Origin of the sequence: Nocardioides sp. LHG3406-4 (assembly GCF_049897745.1) — a bacterium.
In the GTDB taxonomy this organism is placed as follows: domain Bacteria; phylum Actinomycetota; class Actinomycetes; order Propionibacteriales; family Nocardioidaceae; genus Nocardioides.
The window spans coordinates 75,777-94,530 of record NZ_JAFCWV010000001.1 but is presented as its reverse complement, the minus strand read 5'-3'; the positions used below and the strand labels follow the sequence as shown (position 1 = coordinate 94,530).

Genomic DNA, 18,754 nt, shown 5'->3' with positions numbered 1-18,754 from the left:
CCCACGCTGTGCGGGGCGGAAGCTCCAGACCGAGGAGATCATCCACGATGGACCCAGTCATGTCCCGGCCCCCGGCCGGCGAGAGGCACACCGCCCCTCACACCCGCAAGCTCGTCGGCACGCTCGTCGTCTTCGCGCTCTCGTTCGTGGCATTGGTCGCAATGCCGCAGGGGGCCCGGGCCGCCGACGTCGTCGACGTGCCGGACGTGACCTTCAAGGCCGTGCTCAACAACACGATCGCCTCGACCACCGGCACGAGCCGCACGCCCGACCAGGACATCAGCCCGGCGGATGCGCTGACAGTGACATCAGTCCAGAGCTACGACGACGGTGTGGTGAGTCCGATCGCGGACTTCACCGGAGTCGCCGCGTTCCCGAATCTCAATGACCTCACCATCTACAACGCGGCCGGCACGATCTCGCTGGAGCCGTTCGCGGAAAGCTCGATACAGACGCTGAGTCTGCAACCCGCCAACAGCGCAGGGACGATCTCGTCGGACCTGTCGGCGCTGGGGTCGATGAGCAACCTGGACTACCTCACGCTGAGGTACTACTCATTGCCTGACGCGAAGCTGCAGACACTCCCAGAGATCCCGACCCTGCAGGACTTCATTGCGCAGTACGCCGGGATCACCGATGTCTCACCCGTGACGAAGCTCGCGAATCTCACCCGCCTCGACGTGCAGGGCAACCAGATCCGCGACCTCTCTCCGGTCGCAGCGATGTCCGACTTGCGGCAGCTCGCCGCTCCTGAGAACTCCGTGGCCGACATCAGTTTCCTCGCGGACATGAAGGCGCTGACGGGACTTGTCCTGAGCAACAACCTGATCGAGGACGTCTCGCCGCTCTCGCTGCTCGCCGATAAGAGCGAGTACGACCTCAACTTCTCGGGCCAGACCATCGACGTCTCGCAGAATCGGGTGGCCGATCTGTCGCCGCTGGTCGGATTCATCGGGGGTCCCTCGATGAGCACCTTCGGGCAGAAGCTCTACGCCGGGCCCTACCAAGACGGGGGTGTGCCCATCAAGCTGCGCACTTGGCAGGGGGAATACCCGACTGTCGTACTTCCCACGGATGCGGGATCCTATGACAACGCCACCGATCGGCTGATCTCCAACGACCCGGCGGCGCCCTTCCTGGACGTGATCGGCGACGGCAACTACATGTGGACGGTGTACTTCTCCGAGGCCCCGGAAAGGCTCGCGGGCCTGCGGGTCAACGAGGTCGAGTCCAACGGTGACGCGGCCAATGGTGACTGGGTCGAGCTCTACAACCCCGCCAGTGTCGCGGTCGACCTGGGCGGGCTCGTGGTCGCGGACAGCGACGACACCCACAAGATCGTAGTGCCGGCCGGCACCACGATCCCGGCCAAGGGATACGAGACGATCCGCACCGACGACCCGGCCGTGACCGGGCAGTTCGGCCTGGGCAGCGGCGATTCGGTGCGTATCTTCGCACCCGGTACGACCGATCTGACCACCGCTCCGATCGACGCGTACACATGGACCGCCCACGCGACCACAACCTACGGTCGTACGCTGCCGGGCGCCGGCGTGTGGGCCACGACCAGTGGCGGCACGCTCGGTGCGGTCAACGAGTTTCCCCCGCCGACGGTCATCCCGACCGTCGCCGTCACCGGTGATGCGACCAGCACCACCGGGTCGGCAGCCCTGACGGCAACGGTGACCAAGCCTGACAGCACCGATCTGGCCACGGACGCGGGCGGCACCGTCGTCTTCGCAGTCGACGGCAACGATGTCTCCGGCCCCGTCACGGTGACGGCCGGCAAGGCCGACTGGACGGCCGACGGCCTGGCGGGCTCGCCGTCGGGCACCGCCCATCAGGTCACCGCCCGCTACGTCTCCTCCGGCGACGCCGACCCGTACGACGACTCGGTGTCCAGCGCGCCGTTCACGGTGACCGTCACGGTGGGTGAGTTCGCCGGTGCCCCGACGCTCTCGACCACCTCTCCGCGCTACTGCGACACCGTCACGTCCGCCATCACGGGCATCACACCGGCTCCGGACCGGGTCACCTACCAATGGCAGCTGATCAATGGCAGTGGTTCCGGATACGACGACATCGCCGGGGCAACCAGCCCGAGTCACCCGATGTACACGGTCTCGGGCACCACGGTGGACGTGACGCTCCAGCGGGCCTACCGGCTGCTGGTGACGGTGTACCGGCCCGGCTACGCGGCAAAGTCCTGGGCGCTGCAGACCGCAGCCGTGGGGGCTGATGAGTGGAGCACGGAGTCCAAGAGGACGCCGGTGCTGAGCACAACCAGTCCGAAGGTGGGCGAGACGATCACCGCGACCCATGAGGCATGGGCCACCTGTCTCCCCGCCACGCTGAACTACCAGCCGGGCTATGCGTACCAGTGGCTGCGCGACGGGCAGCCGATCGCGGGTGCGACTGATGAGGCGACGCAAGGCATCGGAGGGGCCGGACCCAAGAAGGTCTCTTATGCTGTGACTCCCGCGGACCTCGGGCACAAGATCTCTCTGCAGGTGCGCGGCATCAGGATCGCTTCCCAGTTCGCCGGTTCGTCGACTGAGTCGGCTTCCACCGCCGCGGTCACCGCGGGTGCGTTCACCAGTGCCCCGGCTCCGACGATCGACAATGTGTCGCCGAAGGTCGGGGACACGTTGACGGCCTCGACGATGGCGTGGTCGCCGGTGGCGTCGATGGCCTATCAGTGGTTGCGCGATGGTGAGTCGATCGCGGGTGCGACGTCGGTGTCGTACACGACGACGGCCGCTGATGCAGGTCATGCGCTGAGCGTGAAGGTGACCGGCACCGCGGAGGGTCACGCGACTGCGGAGAAGACGTCCGGGGCCACAGCGAAGGTCGCCCAGCTCGTGTTCAGCAGCGCTCCGGCGCCGGTCATCGGTGGCGGCACGCCGACCGTCGGCGACACGCTTACGGCGACGGTCGCGGCGTGGGCGCCGGTAGCGTCCTTCACGTGGGAATGGTTGCGTGACGGTCAGCCGATCACGGGTGCGACGTCCGCGTCGTACACCGTCGCCGCTGACGACCAGGGACACACGCTGAGCGTCAAGGTCACCGGCAGTGCCGAGGGCTACGAGACGGCGAGCAAGGCCAGTGCGGCCACCGCCCAGGTCGTGAACAAGCCCCCGACCCAGGTGAAGAAGTCGGTCACGTCGAAGTACTCGGTCAAGGTCACCGCGGCGAAGGGCAAGAAGCTGCGGCTGTCGGTCACGGCGATGAACGTGCCGGTCTCGCTGCTGGACAAGAAGATCACCGTGAAGGTCGCAGGGGTCGACGGCTCCTACCCGGTGAAGTTGAGGGACGGCAAGGCGACCCTCGCGCTGGGCTCGAAGGCAAAGAACCCGAAGAACACCACGAAGGTCAAGGTCACGCTGACGCTCACGAAGCTGACGACCGAGGCGAAGTCGTCGACCAGCACGACCGTCACGACCACGACCTACACCGTCGCGAAGGCGACCAAGACGGTCAAGGTCCGGCTCAAGTAGAACCCCACTTCACGGCAGCCCCGCCCGTCGTCCGGCGGGCGGGGCCTGCCCCCAAGCACTCACGTCCACCTCCCCACGCCTGACACCGGGCCACGCCCAGGAGACCCTCCATGCGCTCTTTCGCGTTTCGACACCCCTCTGTTCGCCGCGCGCGTGGCCCGATGACCGCGACGCTCGCCGCAGCCTTGATGGTTGCCGGCCTGACGGTGGCCGCGCCGGTCGCCCAGGCGGCCGACAACGACCTGGTCGACATCCCCGACACCGTGCTGAAGAAGGCGGTCAACTCAGCTCTCGGCTCGGGTCGCCTTGTCGATCAGCCCGTCACCGTCGCCGAGGCGAGGAGCCTGACCTCCCTGTCGGTCTCCGACCAGGAGGGAGTGTCCGACCTGACCGGGCTCGGGGCCTTCACCCGCCTCACGACGCTGAGCGTCGTCGGTGACCGGGCGCTCACAGACGCCAGCCCGCTGACCGAGTTGCCGCTGACCACGCTGACTCTCACCGGCGGCGCACTTCAGGGGACCCTCGACAGCATCGGCGCGATCACCACGCTCAGATCCGTGAGCTTGGCCGACGACCGGCTCTTCGACGTCTCGCCGCTCGCAGGCCTGGATCGGGTTGAGACACTCCAGCTCTCGGACAACCAGATCGCCGACGTCTCTTCGCTCGCACAGCTCTCGTCGGTCCTCACTCTGGATCTGTCGGCCAACCGCATCACCGACGTGACTCCCCTTTCCGGACTGACGAACGCGAGCGGCGTGCGCCTGTCCGACAACCGGATCGAGGACGTCACGCCACTCGCTCGCTACGCGGGCACGAGGCTGGGGACGACTGCCGGGGCATTGAAGCTCGACGGCAACCGGGTCAGTGACCTGTCGACCTTCATCCCTTTCACCGGCCGGCCCACGAGCGGAGGTCAGTCCGTCTACGGCGGCGCCTACCAGGCCGGCGGCATCCAGGTGCCGCTGGTTCGCGCGGACTCTCGCGTGCTGCCCATCACCGCGACCAACCCCAACGAGGGCGCCTACGACCAGACCACGAAGAGGCTGACCCTCACCAACTCGTCAGCGGAGAGCATCGCCATCTCTCCCAGCTGGACGGTGCACCTCTTCGACACGCCGACCGATCCCACTGTGGCCGGCGCCGCAGCCGTCGGCCAGACCCTCAAGGCCGCGGGCGGCAGCGTCGTCAGGGCCACGTGCGAGCCCGCCTTCCAGTGGCAGCGCGAGAGCGTCGACATCGCACGCGCCACGGGTGAGCGGTACCAGGTCGTCGCCGCCGATGTCGGCAGCCGCCTGACGGTGCGCGTGACCTGTGGCGGGCAGGAGGGCGTCTCCGCCCCCACGACGTCGGTGACCGGCACGACCGCCGGGACCCCGGCGATCGTGCCCAGCCAGGCCAAGCAGACTGGCGTGGTGGGTGACCCGACCAACCCCGGCATCACGATCAACGTCGGTCAGACGGACGCGGCCGGCAACCGGGTTGACCCCTCGAAGCTCACGGTGACAGCGGCATCCGAGGCACCCGCGGTGATTCCGGCGTCCGGGGTGAGCATCGCCGGGTCGGGGCCGGTGCGTGCTGTGTCGTTCTCGCCGGTCGGCCGCGGCCGCGCCAACCTCAGCCTGACCGTGACCGGTCCCGACGGCACGACGTCGACGACGCCGCTGCAGTACGCCGTCTCGGTCCGGACGACCCCCACCAGTCGCGTACTGATCGGCCAGGGCGATTCCTCGACGGCACTGCCGGCCGGGGACGGCTACCTGTTCGTCGCCGACGACGAGCGCAGCGAGATCGGGCTCTACGACCCGGAAGTCTCCCGGTCTGCGGTGTGGGAGTCCGAGACGCTGCTGGTCAACGGCGAGGTCGACTTCGAGTCCTCGGCCCGCCATGACGACACCATGTTCTGGTTCGGCTCGCACGGCAACAAGAAGGACGGAGACCTCCAGACCAGCCGGCACGTCGTGTACGAGACGAAGGTCTCCGGCACGGGCGCGGACGCCCGCCTGGTCAAGACCGGCGAGTACAAGGGCCTGCGCAAGGACGTCATCGCGTGGGACCGTGCGCACGGCGATCGGCTCGGCCTTGCCGCGGCGGCCGCTGACGGCGTCCAGCCCGACCTGGCCAACGGTTTCAACCTCGAGGGAGCCGAGTTCTCGCCCGATGGCAGCGAGCTGTACCTGGGGTTCCGCTCGCCGGTGGTCGAGAAGGACGGCAAGCAGCTGGCGCTGATCGTGCCGGTCGAGAACCTCCCGGCGCTCACCACAGGCAAGGCGACGGAGGCTCAGTTCGGTGAGCCGATCCTGCTCGACCTCGACGGGCACGACATCCGCGAGATCCGCAAGAACGACGCCGGCCAGTACCTCATCGTCTCGGGCACCCCCGGCATGTGGACCCCGCAGAGCACCCAGATGCTCTTCGCATGGACGGGCTTCCCCGAAGACCCGGCCGTCCCGCTGACCACCGAGGTCACCAAGGACGTCGAGCCGTTCCACACCGACAATGCAGGGGCCTGGGAGGGCATCGGCGAGCTGCCCGACGACCTGACCAACGGCTCACAGGTCAGGCTGATCATGGACCAGGGCTACGACGCGCTCTACGACATCGCGAGCGACAACACCGAGAACAAGAAGGACGATCTCCTGACGCGCAAGGCCCGCACTGACGTGTTCACCCTGACCGGCAACCTCGGCCTGACCGGCACCGTCACCGGTTCCGGACGGTTCCCCGAGCAGGCGGCCACCACCGTCAGCGCCCCACAGGTGGTCACGATCACCAACACGGGCTCGGAGCGCGTGCGTGTCGGACGGGTCTACGTAGACGGTGACGGCGATCAGGCAAGCGACTTCCTTGTCAGCCAGAACACGTGCGCCTACACCGATCCCGGGCCCGGTGCCTCATGCCGGATCGCGGTGCGCTTCGCCCCTGCCCGGGTGAGCACGGCATCGAAGGCCCGGCTGGTCATCGAGTCCAACCTCGCCGGCCCCAGCCGCACCGTGGACCTGTCGGGCACCTCGACGACCCTGCCGAAGGGGGAGCCCGGCAAGGACGGCCAAGACGGCACCGATGGAACCCCCGGTGCTCCCGGCACGATCATCACCACGTCGGTCGAGGCCACGTTGTCGGTGAAGGCGATGCCCAAGCGCCGGGTGCAGGTGACGGTCTCGGCCGGCCGCCTCGACAATCGGCTTCTCGACCAGCAGGGGAGCGTCAAGGTGGCCGGGGTCAAGGGGTCATACCGCCTCGAGCTGACCGACGGCAAAGGCGTCGTCAAGCTCATCGGTAGGAGGGCCCGCACCATCAAGCCCGGCGCGAAGGTCCGCGTGAGGGTGTCGGTGCCCACCCTGACCGTGAGGGTCGCCACCAGCAGCATGCTGGTCACCGACTACACAGTTCCCAATGCGTCGAAGTGGCAGAACGTGAAGGTGCGCAAGTGAAGACCTCGACGGCAGCGGGCGTCCTTGCCGGACTGGTGGGTCTGACCCTCATGCCGATCGCGGCCCAGGCCGCCGATGCCCCCACGATCGACGAGGTCGTGCAGGTCGGTCAGGTGATGGACTACTCGTTCCCCTGCGATTTCAGTACTCCGGACCGATGGTTCCGCGACGGCGTACTCATCGAGGGGCAGGTCATCAACACCTACACGGTGCGCGCTGAGGACCTGGGGCGACGGCTGAGCGTCGAGCGGGTGTGTGCGGGCACAGGCGAGACCCTGCGGACGCCCGACTCTGGCGTCGTGACCAGCTCGGGATCCCAGGTACCGGTGATCGGGACACTGGCCAAGCCACCGCTCGGGCAGGTCTCGCTGATGGGTCCGGACGCTCAGTCGAGCGTGATCGGCGACCCGACCGACCCGGGAGTCGACCTGTTCGTCGGGCAGCTGGCTGCTGACGACCAGACGCTGGTCGACTCTTCGACGTTGACGGTGTCGGTGGAGGCGATCCAGAAGGGACAGCGGGTGCAGCCGCTCGATGCCAGTGGGGTCAGCGTGACGAGCACGGGAAGCGTGCGGCACGTGTCGTTCGCGCCCACCGAGCGCGGCAACGTGACGCTGGTGTTCACGGTGACTGGCACGACCGGTGCGACCGGAAGCTACTCGCTGGACTACTACGCATCGGCTGCGACAACACCCACGAGCCGGGTCATGCAGATGACGTCCGATGCGTCGACGGCGATCGCGGCCGGTGACGGCTACCTGTTCGTCGCCGATGACGAGCGCCACGAGATCCGGCTCTACGACGACGAGGTCTCAGGGCCACCCGTGGCCGTGTTCGATCCCGGCCCCCTCACCGGGGAGGACGACTACGAGTCGTCGGCGCGCACGGGCGACTCGGTGTTCTGGCTGGGGGCGCACGGCAACTCGAAGAAGGGCGAGGTCCAGACCAGCCGGCACGTCGTCTACGAGACCACGATCAGCGGCAGCGGTGCGGACGCCAAGCTCACACCGGTCGGCAAGTACAACGGCCTGCGCAAGGACCTGATCGCCTGGGACCAGGCCAACGGCAACCGCTACGGATTCGCCGCCGCTGCGGCTGAGGGCAACGGGCCGGACGGGCCCTCACAGTTCAACATCGAGGCCTCGGAGTTCGCCCCCGACGGGAGCACGCTCTACCTCGGCTTTCGAGGGCCCCTCACCGGCCGGGCCGCCGGTGGCAGGGCGCTGATCGTGCCGGTGACCAACATCAAGCAGCTCACCCGTGGCCAGGCGACGAAGGGGGTCTTCGGGCCACCGATCGAGCTCGACCTGGGCGGGCACTCCCTGCGCGAGATCCGCAAGAACGCGGCAGGGGAGTACCTGCTGCTGACCGCCGATGCCGTGCCGCACAACACGCCCACCGACGTCAAGCGCGACCAGCTGCTCTGGTACTGGGACGGCAACCCGACAACCGTGCCGGAGAGACTCACGACCGTCGTGCCCCGCGACGTGGAGGAGTGCTACGGGACAGCCGGCGCGTGGGAAGGCATCGGGGAGATGCCTGCCCAGCTGACCGCCGGATCCCAGGTGCGGCTGATCATGGATCAGGGCTACGGCTGCCCCTACGCCCCATCCGGACTGCGTTGGCCGGGCGGTCAGGAAGACTTCGACGCGAAGTACCTGACGACCCAGCAGAAGGACATCGCCGCGGACCTGCTGCGCAAGGCTCGCACGGACGTCGTCACCCTGGCCGGCTCCATGGGCCTGCGCGCGACCGTGACCGGCTCGGGTGAGTTCGCCGAGCAACGAGTGGGCGAGAGGTCGGCCGAGCGCACGGTGACGCTCACGAACACGGGCGCCAAACCGCTCACGATCGGCGACGTGGCGCTGACCGACGACGACGCGTTGTCCGCGCGCGACTTCCAGGTCGAGGACGAGTCCTGCGTCGACGCGACCCTCCCGGTCGGTGCGACGTGCGAGACACACGTGCGATTCGCGCCCACCCGGGCGGGGCAGCTCTCGACCGCCAGACTGGAGATCGCCGCCAGCTCGGGCACGGGCCTCGGCTCGCTCACGCTGTCGGGTAGATCCACGGCTGTCTTCACGAACGTGTCAACCCCGTCGATCAACGATCTGTCGCCGAACGTGGGAGACACGCTCCGGGCGTCGGTGCCGGCCTGGACGCCGGTGGCGGAGTTCTCCTACCAGTGGTTGCACGATGGTGAACCGATCGTTGGCGCGGTGTCGCCGTCGTACACCGTGATCAACACGGATGTGGGCCGTGCACTCAGCGTGACGGTGAGTGGCGCAGCGGCCGGGTATGTCACGGATTCGCGGAACTCAGCTCCCACGCAGAGGGTTCTCGCCACGACAACGAATGTCACCCGGATCGTCAACGCGGCGGTGTCGGTCAAGGCGCTGTCGAAGCGTCGGGTGCGGGTGACGGTCCGCGCCAAGGGAGTGCCGGCGCCGCGCCTGAACCAGGAGATCACCGTCAGGATCGCCGGTGCCAAGAAGACGTACAGGGTCAAGCTGGTCAGGGGCACCGCCACGATCAAGCTGACAGGAACAAAGGCAGGCAAGGTCAAGGTCGGCCGCAAGGTACGGGTGACCGTGCAGGTGCCGAAGCTCACCACGAGCGTCGCCACGGGAAGTGCCGTGACGACCTATCAGGTGGCAGAAGCCACGAAGAAGCGAACCATCACGGCACGTCGTTGATATTGCAGGACGTTCGACCAGGTGTGTGCGGCCACCGGATGGCATGTCGACCTGGGCGCTCTACGTCGTACGGCCGGAGGGCGAAGACTTCACACGAAATGGCCACTGTCCCTTCGGTCATAAGGGAAGGGTCTGCACGTGAACGAAGTGTTCTGGAACCAGATCGCCATATTGGGCGGGACCGTCTCTGAGGACGGGGTCGTCCGTTTAGCCACAGCCTTGGCGGAAGGTCGACTCGAAGAGATCTGGGACTTCGAGGCCGGGATGGTCCCTGCTCTTAACGAGTTGGAGACCACAACCTTTTACCGCGCGGCACGAGAGGTGGTGGACGACGGCACTGGCTCGCCGCTCACCGACGATGCGATCGACTCGTTGAAGTACGCGATCATCGCAGCAGGTCGGGAGCGCTTCGAGGGAATCTTGGAACAACCTCATGCGGTGGCGGGCTCCTGGGACCTCGATGACGCCGAGGATCTGGCCGCCGTCGCGGCTCAGGCCCTGGACATGAGGAATTCCTCGGGCGATGCGATTCCGGACGCGGTCGAGATGCCTGGGGGACCCAAGATCCCGCTCGATCGTCGTGAGCCGTGGGTCGACTGGGCGTGGGAGTACAACAGGATGCATCGCACGAGGTGTCGACAGCCATGGTTCATGCGGGCTTCTGGATGCGGGTGGAGACTGGGCTGACCGACGCACGCGAGCAGTGGCTCCTCGACGCTCGGGAAAGCGGAGTGATCCCGCGAGTGTCGATTGGTCTGGAGTACGACCAGTTGCCGCGGGACCCCGGTCTGCACTCAGGTAGGGGCAACGAGTTGACGAGGGTGCGTCGACATCGCGACTACTGGGACGTGCAGATGGTGCGTGACATCGCTCGCCTGAGGTCCGGGGTGCGCGAACAGATCGATCGCGAGATCGAGGCTGTCGTCAAGGCAGTCAAAGATGCCGTTCGGGAGAAGTTGAGCAAGCTCGCGAGATAGACGCCGGCCGGTGTGCGTCTATCTGGGCTATCTAGAGACTCCCCCAAGCTGGTTCCCGTCGCGGGGGGACTGTCTCAGGGATGAGTCGTTGCCCTTCGAGAAGACCACCTGGGGCCGAAGGTCCTGTCGAGCAATCCCTCCTTGCGTGGAAAGTCTCGTGGTCGTCCCACTGGGCGATGGTCGGAACCTCGGCGTAGAGCGTCCGGACGTGCTGGTCCTGGAGCACGTAACGGTGACGGCCCCGGAACTTTTTCGAGTGTCTCGGAGACCTTCTCGACGCCGTCGCTGACGAGGTTGCGCCAGACCTGGCCCGACTCCTCCTGCAGGGAGGCGGGATCTCGAGGTCGGCGTAGACCGTGTCGCCACAGTGCACGAAGAGGTCGGGCCGGGTGCGGAGGATGGCGGCGTAGGTGGCGAGTCCTCGCAGCTCCTCGTTGATGCCGAACCCCTGGCCACAGGTGTCGCCTGACCACACCAAGGAGGTGGGTGCCGCGTGGATGGGGGCGGTGCTGAAGCTGACCCGCTCGGTCTGGCCGATAGCTCCGTTCTCGCGGGTGAACCAGATGCTTGCGCCGTATCGCCGGCCAGGCGCGGACTCGCAGGTGCATTCGCCCGGTGTGATCGGTGCGCTCGTCGACCCAGGGGCCGCGGAGCGACCGGAGCCTGCGTCCGTTGCTCTCCAGCCTCACCGTCATCCGGCCGGACCGGATGACCGCGCCCACAGGTCGGCGGAGTTGGTGGTCACCTCCCCGGAACGGGCGGCGTGGCGCCGATGCCCACACCCGCGAGAAGAGCCGATCGCCTACCGAGCTGAGACATGCCTTGATGCCACACGTGTCGGCTATCGAGTCGAAGTCCTGCGTGTGTCGTGTTCCCCAACGTGGTATGAGCGCCAACCGGCGCACCGGCAGCTAGCGATTATTGTCTCCCGGACCCTTTCCTTGCTGTTGTGCACGTTCTTACGGTGCACCCAGGTGAAATCGATCCTCTCCAAGCTCGAGGTCACCTCGCAGCTGGCCGCGTGCTGGTGTGGGTGGTCATGCCTAGCGAGAGTCACGGCTGGTTGGCCGGTGAGGGCGCGGATGGACCTGTGGCGGCCGCGCGCCGCTGTCGCCGCCGCGCCTCGGAGTTGGCGCGTCTGCCTCAAGCGTGCCGACCACTCGAGGGTGTCTGAGCAGGTGTACGGCGAGCAGCGTGGCCACGAAGGCACCGGTGGCCAGAGGCAGCAGGTCAGAGGGGCGTCGCACCAGCGCGTCGAGGAAGGCGTTGCGCCACCACACGTCGGCCACCGGGCTGTAGAACCCATCGAGCAGCGCACCCGGGGCGATGAGGACGACTTGCAGAACAGCCAGCGGCGTGAACCAGCGTCGCGCACGTGGGCTCATGGTGTGAGCACTCAATGCCATCGCCGGCGCGAGCGACACCACGAGCTCGAGACTGGTCCGGTAGCCGTAGAACTGGTCGCCCCCGCTGAACCGGTTGAGCACCGCCTGACTCAGCAGGTACGACACTCCTCCGAGAGCCAGCCATCGGCTCCAGTCCGGCAGCTCGCGTCGGGTGCGCCACGCCGCCGGCAAGAGCAGCACGAGGAGCGGCGACCACCAGAGCAGCCCGCGGTCCGCCGAGACCACGAAGCCGAGGTAGTTCGGGAGGTCGAGCACGTTGTCGCGCACATGCTCGCTGAAGTCCCCGGCGCGGTAGCCGGACGTCGGGTCCCACGAGCCGTACATCCACTCCGTCCACACCGCCATGAGCAAGAGCGTCGTCCCCGCGGTCACCCCGACCAAGAGCGCGATGGCCGGCCGGCGGCGGCAGAACGCCAGGCCGACCCCGAGCACGGCGCACACCAGGGCAGCGTGCAGCCGGCCCCACAACGCGACGCCACCGAACAAGCCCACCAGGCACCACTGACGCCTGTCGGCTGCCCACGCCATGCCGACGATGCCGACGGTGGTGAGCGTGTGCGGCCACATCGCGTCAGCGGCGACGGACCACACCGGGGTGGCGAACGCGAGTAGCGCGGCCGCGACCAACGCAGTGCGGGAGCCGGTCCGGTCGCGCAGCAGCAGGAAGAAGAGCACGACGGCGGCAGCGCTGAGCAGGGCAGCCGTCAGGCCGCCCGGCACCGCGCTGATCCCGGTCGAGCGCATCAGGGCGTACGCCGGCACGGCCAGGGCGATCACCCCGGGTGCCCGGCCCACCGCCTCGCGTCCGTCGTCGGTCTCGACGATCCAGGTCTCCCGGATGAGGTTGTCGTCGAGCAGGGGGAAGTCGGAGATGTCGGGCACCGGGTCGCCGGTGCGGGCAATGTGCCACGCAGCGAAGTCTGCGGTGAACGCGTCGGGGCTCGGGTTGGTACTCACCGTGAGCCCGTAGACAACCGCGCACACACCGAAGAGTGCCGTCGGCAGCAGCCACCGGGAACGGTGCCGTGGGGTGCCACGGCCGCCAGACATGGACCCATTGTCGGGGCGATCTCCGGTGGCGGGCGAGCGGCGTAGCAGGTGCTCGCCCAGAGTTCGTCGGGCCGTCACTTCCGAGGCCCCGTCCCGGCCCACAGCCGTCCTTAGTCTCGCTCGGACCGAAGCTGCAGACCGCCCGACCCGGTGAGGCCCGCATGAAGCTCGTCGTGCAGATTCCTTGTCTGAATGAGGAGGAGACCCTCCCGCGCGTCCTTTCGTCGATCCCGACCGCGATCGCGGGGATCGACGAGATCGTGGTGCTCGTCATCGACGACGGCTGCACTGATCGGACAGTGGAGGTCGCCCGTGCGCACGGCGTCACCGAGTTCGTTCGGCACCACCGCAACCAGGGCCTGGCCCGGTCATTCACCGACGGCATCGACCACGCCCTCGGCCTCGGCGCGGACATCGTGGTCAACACCGACGGCGACAACCAGTATCCCCAGGAAAGGATCGCAGACCTCGTGCAACCGATCGTTCGCGGCGAGGCCGACATCGTGGTCGCGGACCGTCAGGTCGGACTGATCGACCACTTCTCCCCGTCCAAGAAGGCCTTGCAGAGGCTTGGATCGTCGGTCGTGAACCTTGCGGCCCGCACCGAACTGCCGGATGCCGCCAGCGGCTTCCGCGCCTACTCGCGCGAGAGCCTGATGCGTCTCAACACGGTGACCCGGTTCTCCTACTGCATGGAGACCATCATCCAGGCCGGCAACAAGAACCTGGCGATCGCCAGCATACCCGTGCTGACCAACCCCAAGACGCGCGAGTCCCGTCTGTTCTCCTCGACCCGCCAGCACGTGTTCCGGTCCAGCGCGGCGATCGTCCGGGCGTACGTGATGTACCGGCCGTACGTGATCTTCGGTCTGATGGCCGGCCTGTTCGGACTGCTCGGGGTGGCACCGTACGTCCGCTACGCGATCCTGACGGCGCTCGGCGAGGGCGGTGGGCACGTCCAGTCCCTGCTGGTCGGAGCCGCGCTGATCGTCATGTCGTCTCTGTGCCTGATGCTCGGGATCATCTCCGACCTCATCCGCACCAACCGGGCGCTGATCGAGACGAACCTCGAGCACACCAAGCGCGCACGCTTCGACATCCTGCGTGTGCCGGACACCGCGGGGATGCTGTGAAGCACCTCTATGTCCGGGGCGTGCGGGCCATCGGAGGCCCGCTGCGCGCGGTCGGCGTTCTTTCAGCGCTCGAGCGGCTCGCCCCGCGGTCGCGGATGGTGACCTGGCTGGTCTCGCTGTTCGCGATCCACGACCTTGACCGACTGGGTCGCCTGGACCTTCCCTGGTGGACCTTCGAGTCCGCTCGCCTCGTGGCCGCCCACCTGCGTGCGCACCCCGGGGCGCGCGTCTTCGAGTGGGGCTCCGGCGCGTCCACGCTGTGGTTGGCATCGCGCGCCGGGTCGGTGCACTCGGTGGAACACCACGCGGACTGGGCGGCCAGCCTTGCGCCGAGACTGCCCGGGAACGTGACCCTGCAGGTGGTGGAGCCGGAGGTGAGTGCCTCCCCGGTCGCCTCATCGGCCAAGCCCGGTCACGCCGGCCTGGACTTCGCCGACTACGTCTGGGCGATCGACGACGTCGCAGGCACCTTCGACCTTGTCGTCATCGACGGACGCGCCCGCGAAGCATGTCTGGCCCGCGCGGTGGATCGGCTCTCCCCAGGAGGCATCATCGTCTTCGACAACGTCGACCGGCGCCGGTACATGGAGGCCATCGACACCGTCGGCGACCGACTGGCCGTGACCATGACGCGGGGCCTCACGCCCGCCCTGCCCTACCCCACGCGCACGGCTCTCCTGCGTCCCACCGGAACCGCATGACGCGTGCGCAGGCGCTGCGCGGCGCCCGAGTCGGTTTCGTCCTCGCCACCATCGGCTTCGCCTGGTGGGGGTTCGCAGGGAGATGGCAAGAGATCGGCGACGCGCTCGCCGAGACCGGCCCGGCCCGGCTGTGCGGGGCGGTGCTGGGTGCGCTCGCCGGACTGGCGCTCACCGGCGTGCTCTGGCGCAACCTGCTCTCCGCCGTCGGGTCGCGCGTGGACCTCCGCGGCGCCGGCGCCGTCTTCTTCGTCGGTCAGCTCGGCAAGTACGTGCCAGGCTCGGTGTGGAGCTTCGCGGCGCAGGCGCAGCTGGGTCGTCGGTACGGCGTGCCCGTGCGGTCGAGCGTCACCGCCTCGGCGCTGTTCCTGGTGCTGCACACCTTCAGTGGGCTGTCGCTCGGTGGCGTGCTTGCCGCCGGGGGAGCGATCCACATCGACCTCGGCCGGGCGTGGTTGCTGCTCCTGGCCGGCGCCGCGACCGCCGCTCTGGCGCCACCGGTGCTCCGCTTCCTGGGCGACCGGATGTCCGGCGCGGAGGTCCCAATGAGCTTGACTGCGGTGGACCTGGTCCGGTCCCTGGCGCTGATGACGGGCACCTGGGCCTGCTACGGCGCGTGCCTGTGGGTTCTCGTGCCCTCGGCCAGCCTCGCGCCCGAGGATGTGCTGACGGCGGTGGCGGCGTTCGCCCTCGCCCACGCCGCTGGGGTGATGTTGGTGCTGGCGCCGGCTGGGCTCGGCGCCCGGGAGGCGGTGCTCGTCGCCCTGCTGTCCCCGGTGGTCGGCGTTCCCGCTGCTGCTGCCGCAGCCCTGCTCGCGCGAGCGGCCCACACTTTCGCCGACTTCGCGCTCGCCGCCGGGGCCGCGGCCTCAGCAGCACGGACCCGGGCTCGGGAGGCCGCCGGTGTCCGCAACGCGTGAGGGCGTGCCGGGGCTGGCCGGGCGGCGCGCGGGTGTCGGCGTTGTCGTCGCGGTGGTGGCGGTGGCGTACCTGATGTTCGTCGGTGCCCGGCTCGTCGTCTTCGCCGGCGACGCGAGCGGATTCGTCACGGCCGGCGAGCACACGACCGACATCACCGCCGCTCCCGACTCCCTGCTGGTCACCGAGGGGACCGGTGGGTACGACGGTCAGGCCTACTACCGACTGGCCCGCGACCCCCTGACCGATGAGGTCACGGCGGACGGGATCACGTTCACCCGCCCCGCCTACTGGCAGACACGCATCGGTTACCCGGCTGTGGCGTGGGTGGCCTCGGCCGGCGGCAGGGGCAGTCTGGTCGCGGAGGCGATGCTGCTGGTGAACCTGCTCTCCGCGCTCGCCCTCGTCATCCTCGCTGTCCGGGTGGCCCGCGACGTCGGACGCAACCCGTGGTGGGGCGCGATCCCGGCGGCCTGGGGCGGGTACGTCGTCGGTGTCGGCCAGGATCTGACGGAACCCCTGGCGTGCGCCCTCCTCCTCGGGTCCTTGTGCGCCCTGCGTGCGCGCCGGTTCGTGCTCGCCACCCTGGCCCTGACCGCTGCCGCGCTGACCCGGGAGACCACGCTGGTGCTGGCCGTCGCTGTGCTCCTCGCTGGCCTCGTGGTCGGCAGGCGTCACTCTGGAGGTCGCCGGACGACTCCGCCCTGGTGGGTCGGCGCTGTGCCCCTGGTCGGCTACGCCGGGTGGCGCACGTGGGTGCGTGCCCGATGGGCGGAGCAGGTGCCGGAGCCGCCTGCGGACAACCCGTTCGGTGCCCCGGTCACCGCGCTGCTGAACCAGCTCGGGCATGCGCTGACCCACCCCGCGGCGGAGTGGTCGAACCTCGTGCTGCTGGTGCCGACGCTCGCGGCGCTGGCCATCGCGGCGTCAGCCCTGCGGCACCGCGACCAGCCCGTCCACGAGCGTGTCACCCTGGTCGGCTACCTCGTCGTCGTGGCCTGCCTTCCCGTGTGGGACCGCGGGCAGGCCTACCTGCGCTGGGGGTGTGAGCCGATGCTCCTGGGCTGGCTGCTGCTCGTGAGTCGGAGGAACCCGTCCCCGCAGCCTCGGGACGCGTCACGGTGGGTCCGCCGCGATGATCGGGCCCTGGTGGCGCTGGCCGCGCTCAGCGTGGCCGTCTGGCTGGTCGCCGCGACGCAGAGCGTCGGCTACCCCCGGCACGACGGTGGCTGGGCAGGTGCGTGGACGTGGTCGTGATCGCGTCTGCCCCCACCGCCGCACCATCGTGGACGAGGAGCCGCCGCCCCGATCCGCTCCGCGTGGTGTTCCTGCTCGTCATGGTGCTCTCGCTGGCCGCGCGGCTCGTCGCGATCCGGCACGGCCTGCCACACGCCTACAACGCTGACGAAGAGCTGCACTACGTCCCCCAGGCGGCACGCGCCGCAGACGGTGACTGGTACTCCGGCTACTTCGAGAACCCGAGTGGGTTCACCTACCTCGTGGCCGTGCTGTTCCGGATCGTGTTCCCTGGTCGGGACATGTCCAGGATGCTGGTCGAGGACCCTGCCGCGGTGTTCACGATGGCGCGCGTCGTGGCTGCACTGCTCGGGACCGCGACAGTGGCCGCGGTCTACCTCGGAGGTCGACGACTCTCCGGGCGTAAGGCGGGTGTCTGGGCGGCTGCGTTCTTCGGCCTCGCCTACCTACCTGTCTTCTACAGCCACCAGGCGCTCAACGACGTGCCGACGCTGCTGCCGCTGAGCGTGGCGCTGGTGGCGTGCCTGGCGGTCCACGCGCGTGGGTCGTGGCCCGATGTACTGCTCGCCGGCGCTGCCGTCGGAGTCGCCGCCGCGACCAAGTACCTCGCCGCGCCCATGGCGCTGGTCGTGGCCCTGGCCCTCATGCTCCGTGTCGTCGAGGGGCGTACCCGGACGGTGGCAGGTCTTGCCCGACTCGCGGCGGCGGCGCTGTCCTGCCTGGTCTGCCTGCTCGCCCTGAACCCGTTCATCGTCATCGAGATCGACAAGTTCTGGGCCAACCTCGCCGGCCAGTCCGGCCAGGCCGCGACCACCAAGCTCGGACAGACCGGATCGCCATGGATCGGCTACCCGCTGTCCCTGGTATGGGGCTTCGGGCTGATCCCACTGGTCCTTGCCGCGGTGGGAACGGTTGTGGCATGGCGGCGGGAGCGGGCCAGGGCCTTGCTGGTCGTCGCGTTCCCGGTGGTCCTCTACGTGGCGATGGCCATGCAGGAGAGGTACTTCGGACGCTGGCTGCTGCCCGCCTATCCGGCGCTCGCGGTGCTGGCGGGGTACGGCGCGGTGCGGACGGTCGACTTCCTCGGTGCGCGCGCCCCCGGGCTCGGGCAACGCGCCGCGCTCGTTCTCGTGGCCACGGTCGCCCTGGCCCAGCCGGTCGTGGATGTCGTCCGCAGTGACGTGCTGCTGACGCGGACCGACACCCGTGACATTGCCCTGACCCGGATCCGGGAGCTGGTGCCGGCCGGCGACCTGATCGTGGTGGAGCCGGCCGTGCCCGGCTCCTACCGCCGCGAGCTGCGGAGTGCCGGGCTCGAGCTCCACCCGGTCGACCGGCCGTTCCAGGCCTACGAGCACTCCCTTCACCCCGGCCTGGTCGAGGACTACCGCACGGCAGGCTTCTGCTGGGTGATGGTCAACGGTCAGCAGCACGATCGCGGCATCGCTGCCGGGCTCCCGGGGGCGGTCGCGTACTACCGCACGCTGGCAGACGAGAGCGACCTCGTCCTCCGGGCCAGCCCCTTCGCCGTCGGCGCCACCCCGACGAGGTTCTCCTACGACTTCAGCTTCAACTACTACCCGCCCGCGCATCGCCGCCCCGGACCCGTCATCGAGCTGTACCGCCTCCGCGGTTGCTCGACGCCCTGACCGCCGGCGAGACCGAGAGGACCTGTCATCCACGCCTCAGAC

Annotated in this window: 12 protein-coding genes; 10 read left to right on the top strand and 2 right to left on the bottom strand. The window is 68.7% G+C overall.

Features of this window, described 5'->3' with window-relative positions:
* The first annotated feature begins 59 nt into the window (after positions 1–59).
* The 5 genes from ACP7BP_RS00385 (at position 60) to ACP7BP_RS00365 (ending at position 10,601) form a co-directional block, all read left to right on the top strand.
* A complete protein-coding gene (locus ACP7BP_RS00385; RefSeq protein WP_426241422.1) occupies positions 60–3,497 on the top strand; it encodes a lamin tail domain-containing protein in 3,438 nt (1,145 codons plus the stop codon).
* Positions 3,498–3,658: 161 nt separating this feature from the next.
* Positions 3,659–6,928 carry a DUF3616 domain-containing protein gene (locus tag ACP7BP_RS00380; protein ID WP_426241420.1) on the top strand — a complete coding sequence of 1,090 codons (3,270 nt, stop codon included), beginning with the start codon at positions 3,659–3,661 and terminating at the stop codon, positions 6,926–6,928.
* On the top strand, positions 6,925–9,624 hold the full coding sequence (locus tag ACP7BP_RS00375) for a choice-of-anchor D domain-containing protein (protein ID WP_426241418.1): 2,700 nt from the start codon (positions 6,925–6,927) through the stop codon (positions 9,622–9,624). The genes ACP7BP_RS00380 and ACP7BP_RS00375 overlap by 4 nt, the downstream gene beginning before the upstream one ends.
* 138 nt (positions 9,625–9,762) lie before the next feature.
* The gene (locus ACP7BP_RS00370) at positions 9,763–10,311 is read left to right on the top strand and encodes a DUF4240 domain-containing protein (RefSeq protein WP_426241417.1); all 549 of its coding nucleotides are present in this window, start codon (positions 9,763–9,765) and stop codon (positions 10,309–10,311) included.
* Positions 10,296–10,601: a hypothetical protein gene (locus ACP7BP_RS00365; protein WP_426241415.1), complete on the top strand. Its 306-nt coding sequence runs from the start codon at positions 10,296–10,298 to the stop codon at positions 10,599–10,601. Before ACP7BP_RS00370 ends, ACP7BP_RS00365 begins: the two co-directional genes overlap by 16 nt.
* Before the next feature lie 31 nt (positions 10,602–10,632).
* On the opposite strand, the gene ACP7BP_RS00360 is transcribed toward ACP7BP_RS00365, so the two are convergent.
* On the bottom strand, positions 10,633–11,076 hold the full coding sequence (locus tag ACP7BP_RS00360) for an alkaline phosphatase D family protein (RefSeq protein ID WP_426241413.1): 444 nt from the start codon (positions 11,074–11,076) through the stop codon (positions 10,633–10,635).
* A gap of 568 nt (positions 11,077–11,644) precedes the next feature.
* Positions 11,645–12,964 (bottom strand): hypothetical protein, encoded by a 1,320-nt coding sequence (locus ACP7BP_RS00355; protein ID WP_426241411.1) that lies wholly within the window; start codon positions 12,962–12,964, stop codon positions 11,645–11,647.
* A 254-nt stretch (positions 12,965–13,218) separates the two neighbouring features.
* On the opposite strand from ACP7BP_RS00355, the gene ACP7BP_RS00350 reads away from it, so the two are divergent.
* The 5 genes from ACP7BP_RS00350 to ACP7BP_RS00330 all read left to right on the top strand — a co-directional run bounded on the left by ACP7BP_RS00350 (position 13,219) and on the right by ACP7BP_RS00330 (position 18,712).
* Positions 13,219–14,190: a glycosyltransferase family 2 protein gene (locus ACP7BP_RS00350; RefSeq protein WP_426241409.1), complete on the top strand. Its 972-nt coding sequence runs from the start codon at positions 13,219–13,221 to the stop codon at positions 14,188–14,190.
* Positions 14,187–14,891, top strand: coding sequence for a class I SAM-dependent methyltransferase (locus ACP7BP_RS00345; RefSeq protein ID WP_426241407.1), 705 nt, complete (start codon positions 14,187–14,189; stop codon positions 14,889–14,891). The genes ACP7BP_RS00350 and ACP7BP_RS00345 overlap by 4 nt, the downstream gene beginning before the upstream one ends.
* Entirely contained in the window at positions 14,888–15,808 is a 921-nt protein-coding gene (locus ACP7BP_RS00340; RefSeq protein ID WP_426241405.1) for a lysylphosphatidylglycerol synthase domain-containing protein, read from the top strand. The genes ACP7BP_RS00345 and ACP7BP_RS00340 overlap by 4 nt, the downstream gene beginning before the upstream one ends.
* Positions 15,792–17,063, top strand: coding sequence for a hypothetical protein (locus ACP7BP_RS00335; RefSeq protein ID WP_426241403.1), 1,272 nt, complete (start codon positions 15,792–15,794; stop codon positions 17,061–17,063). Before ACP7BP_RS00340 ends, ACP7BP_RS00335 begins: the two co-directional genes overlap by 17 nt.
* Positions 17,064–17,128: 65 nt before the next feature.
* Positions 17,129–18,712, top strand: a complete 1,584-nt coding sequence (locus tag ACP7BP_RS00330) for an ArnT family glycosyltransferase (RefSeq protein WP_426241401.1) — start codon at positions 17,129–17,131, stop codon at positions 18,710–18,712.
* The last annotated feature ends 42 nt before the right edge of the window (positions 18,713–18,754 follow it).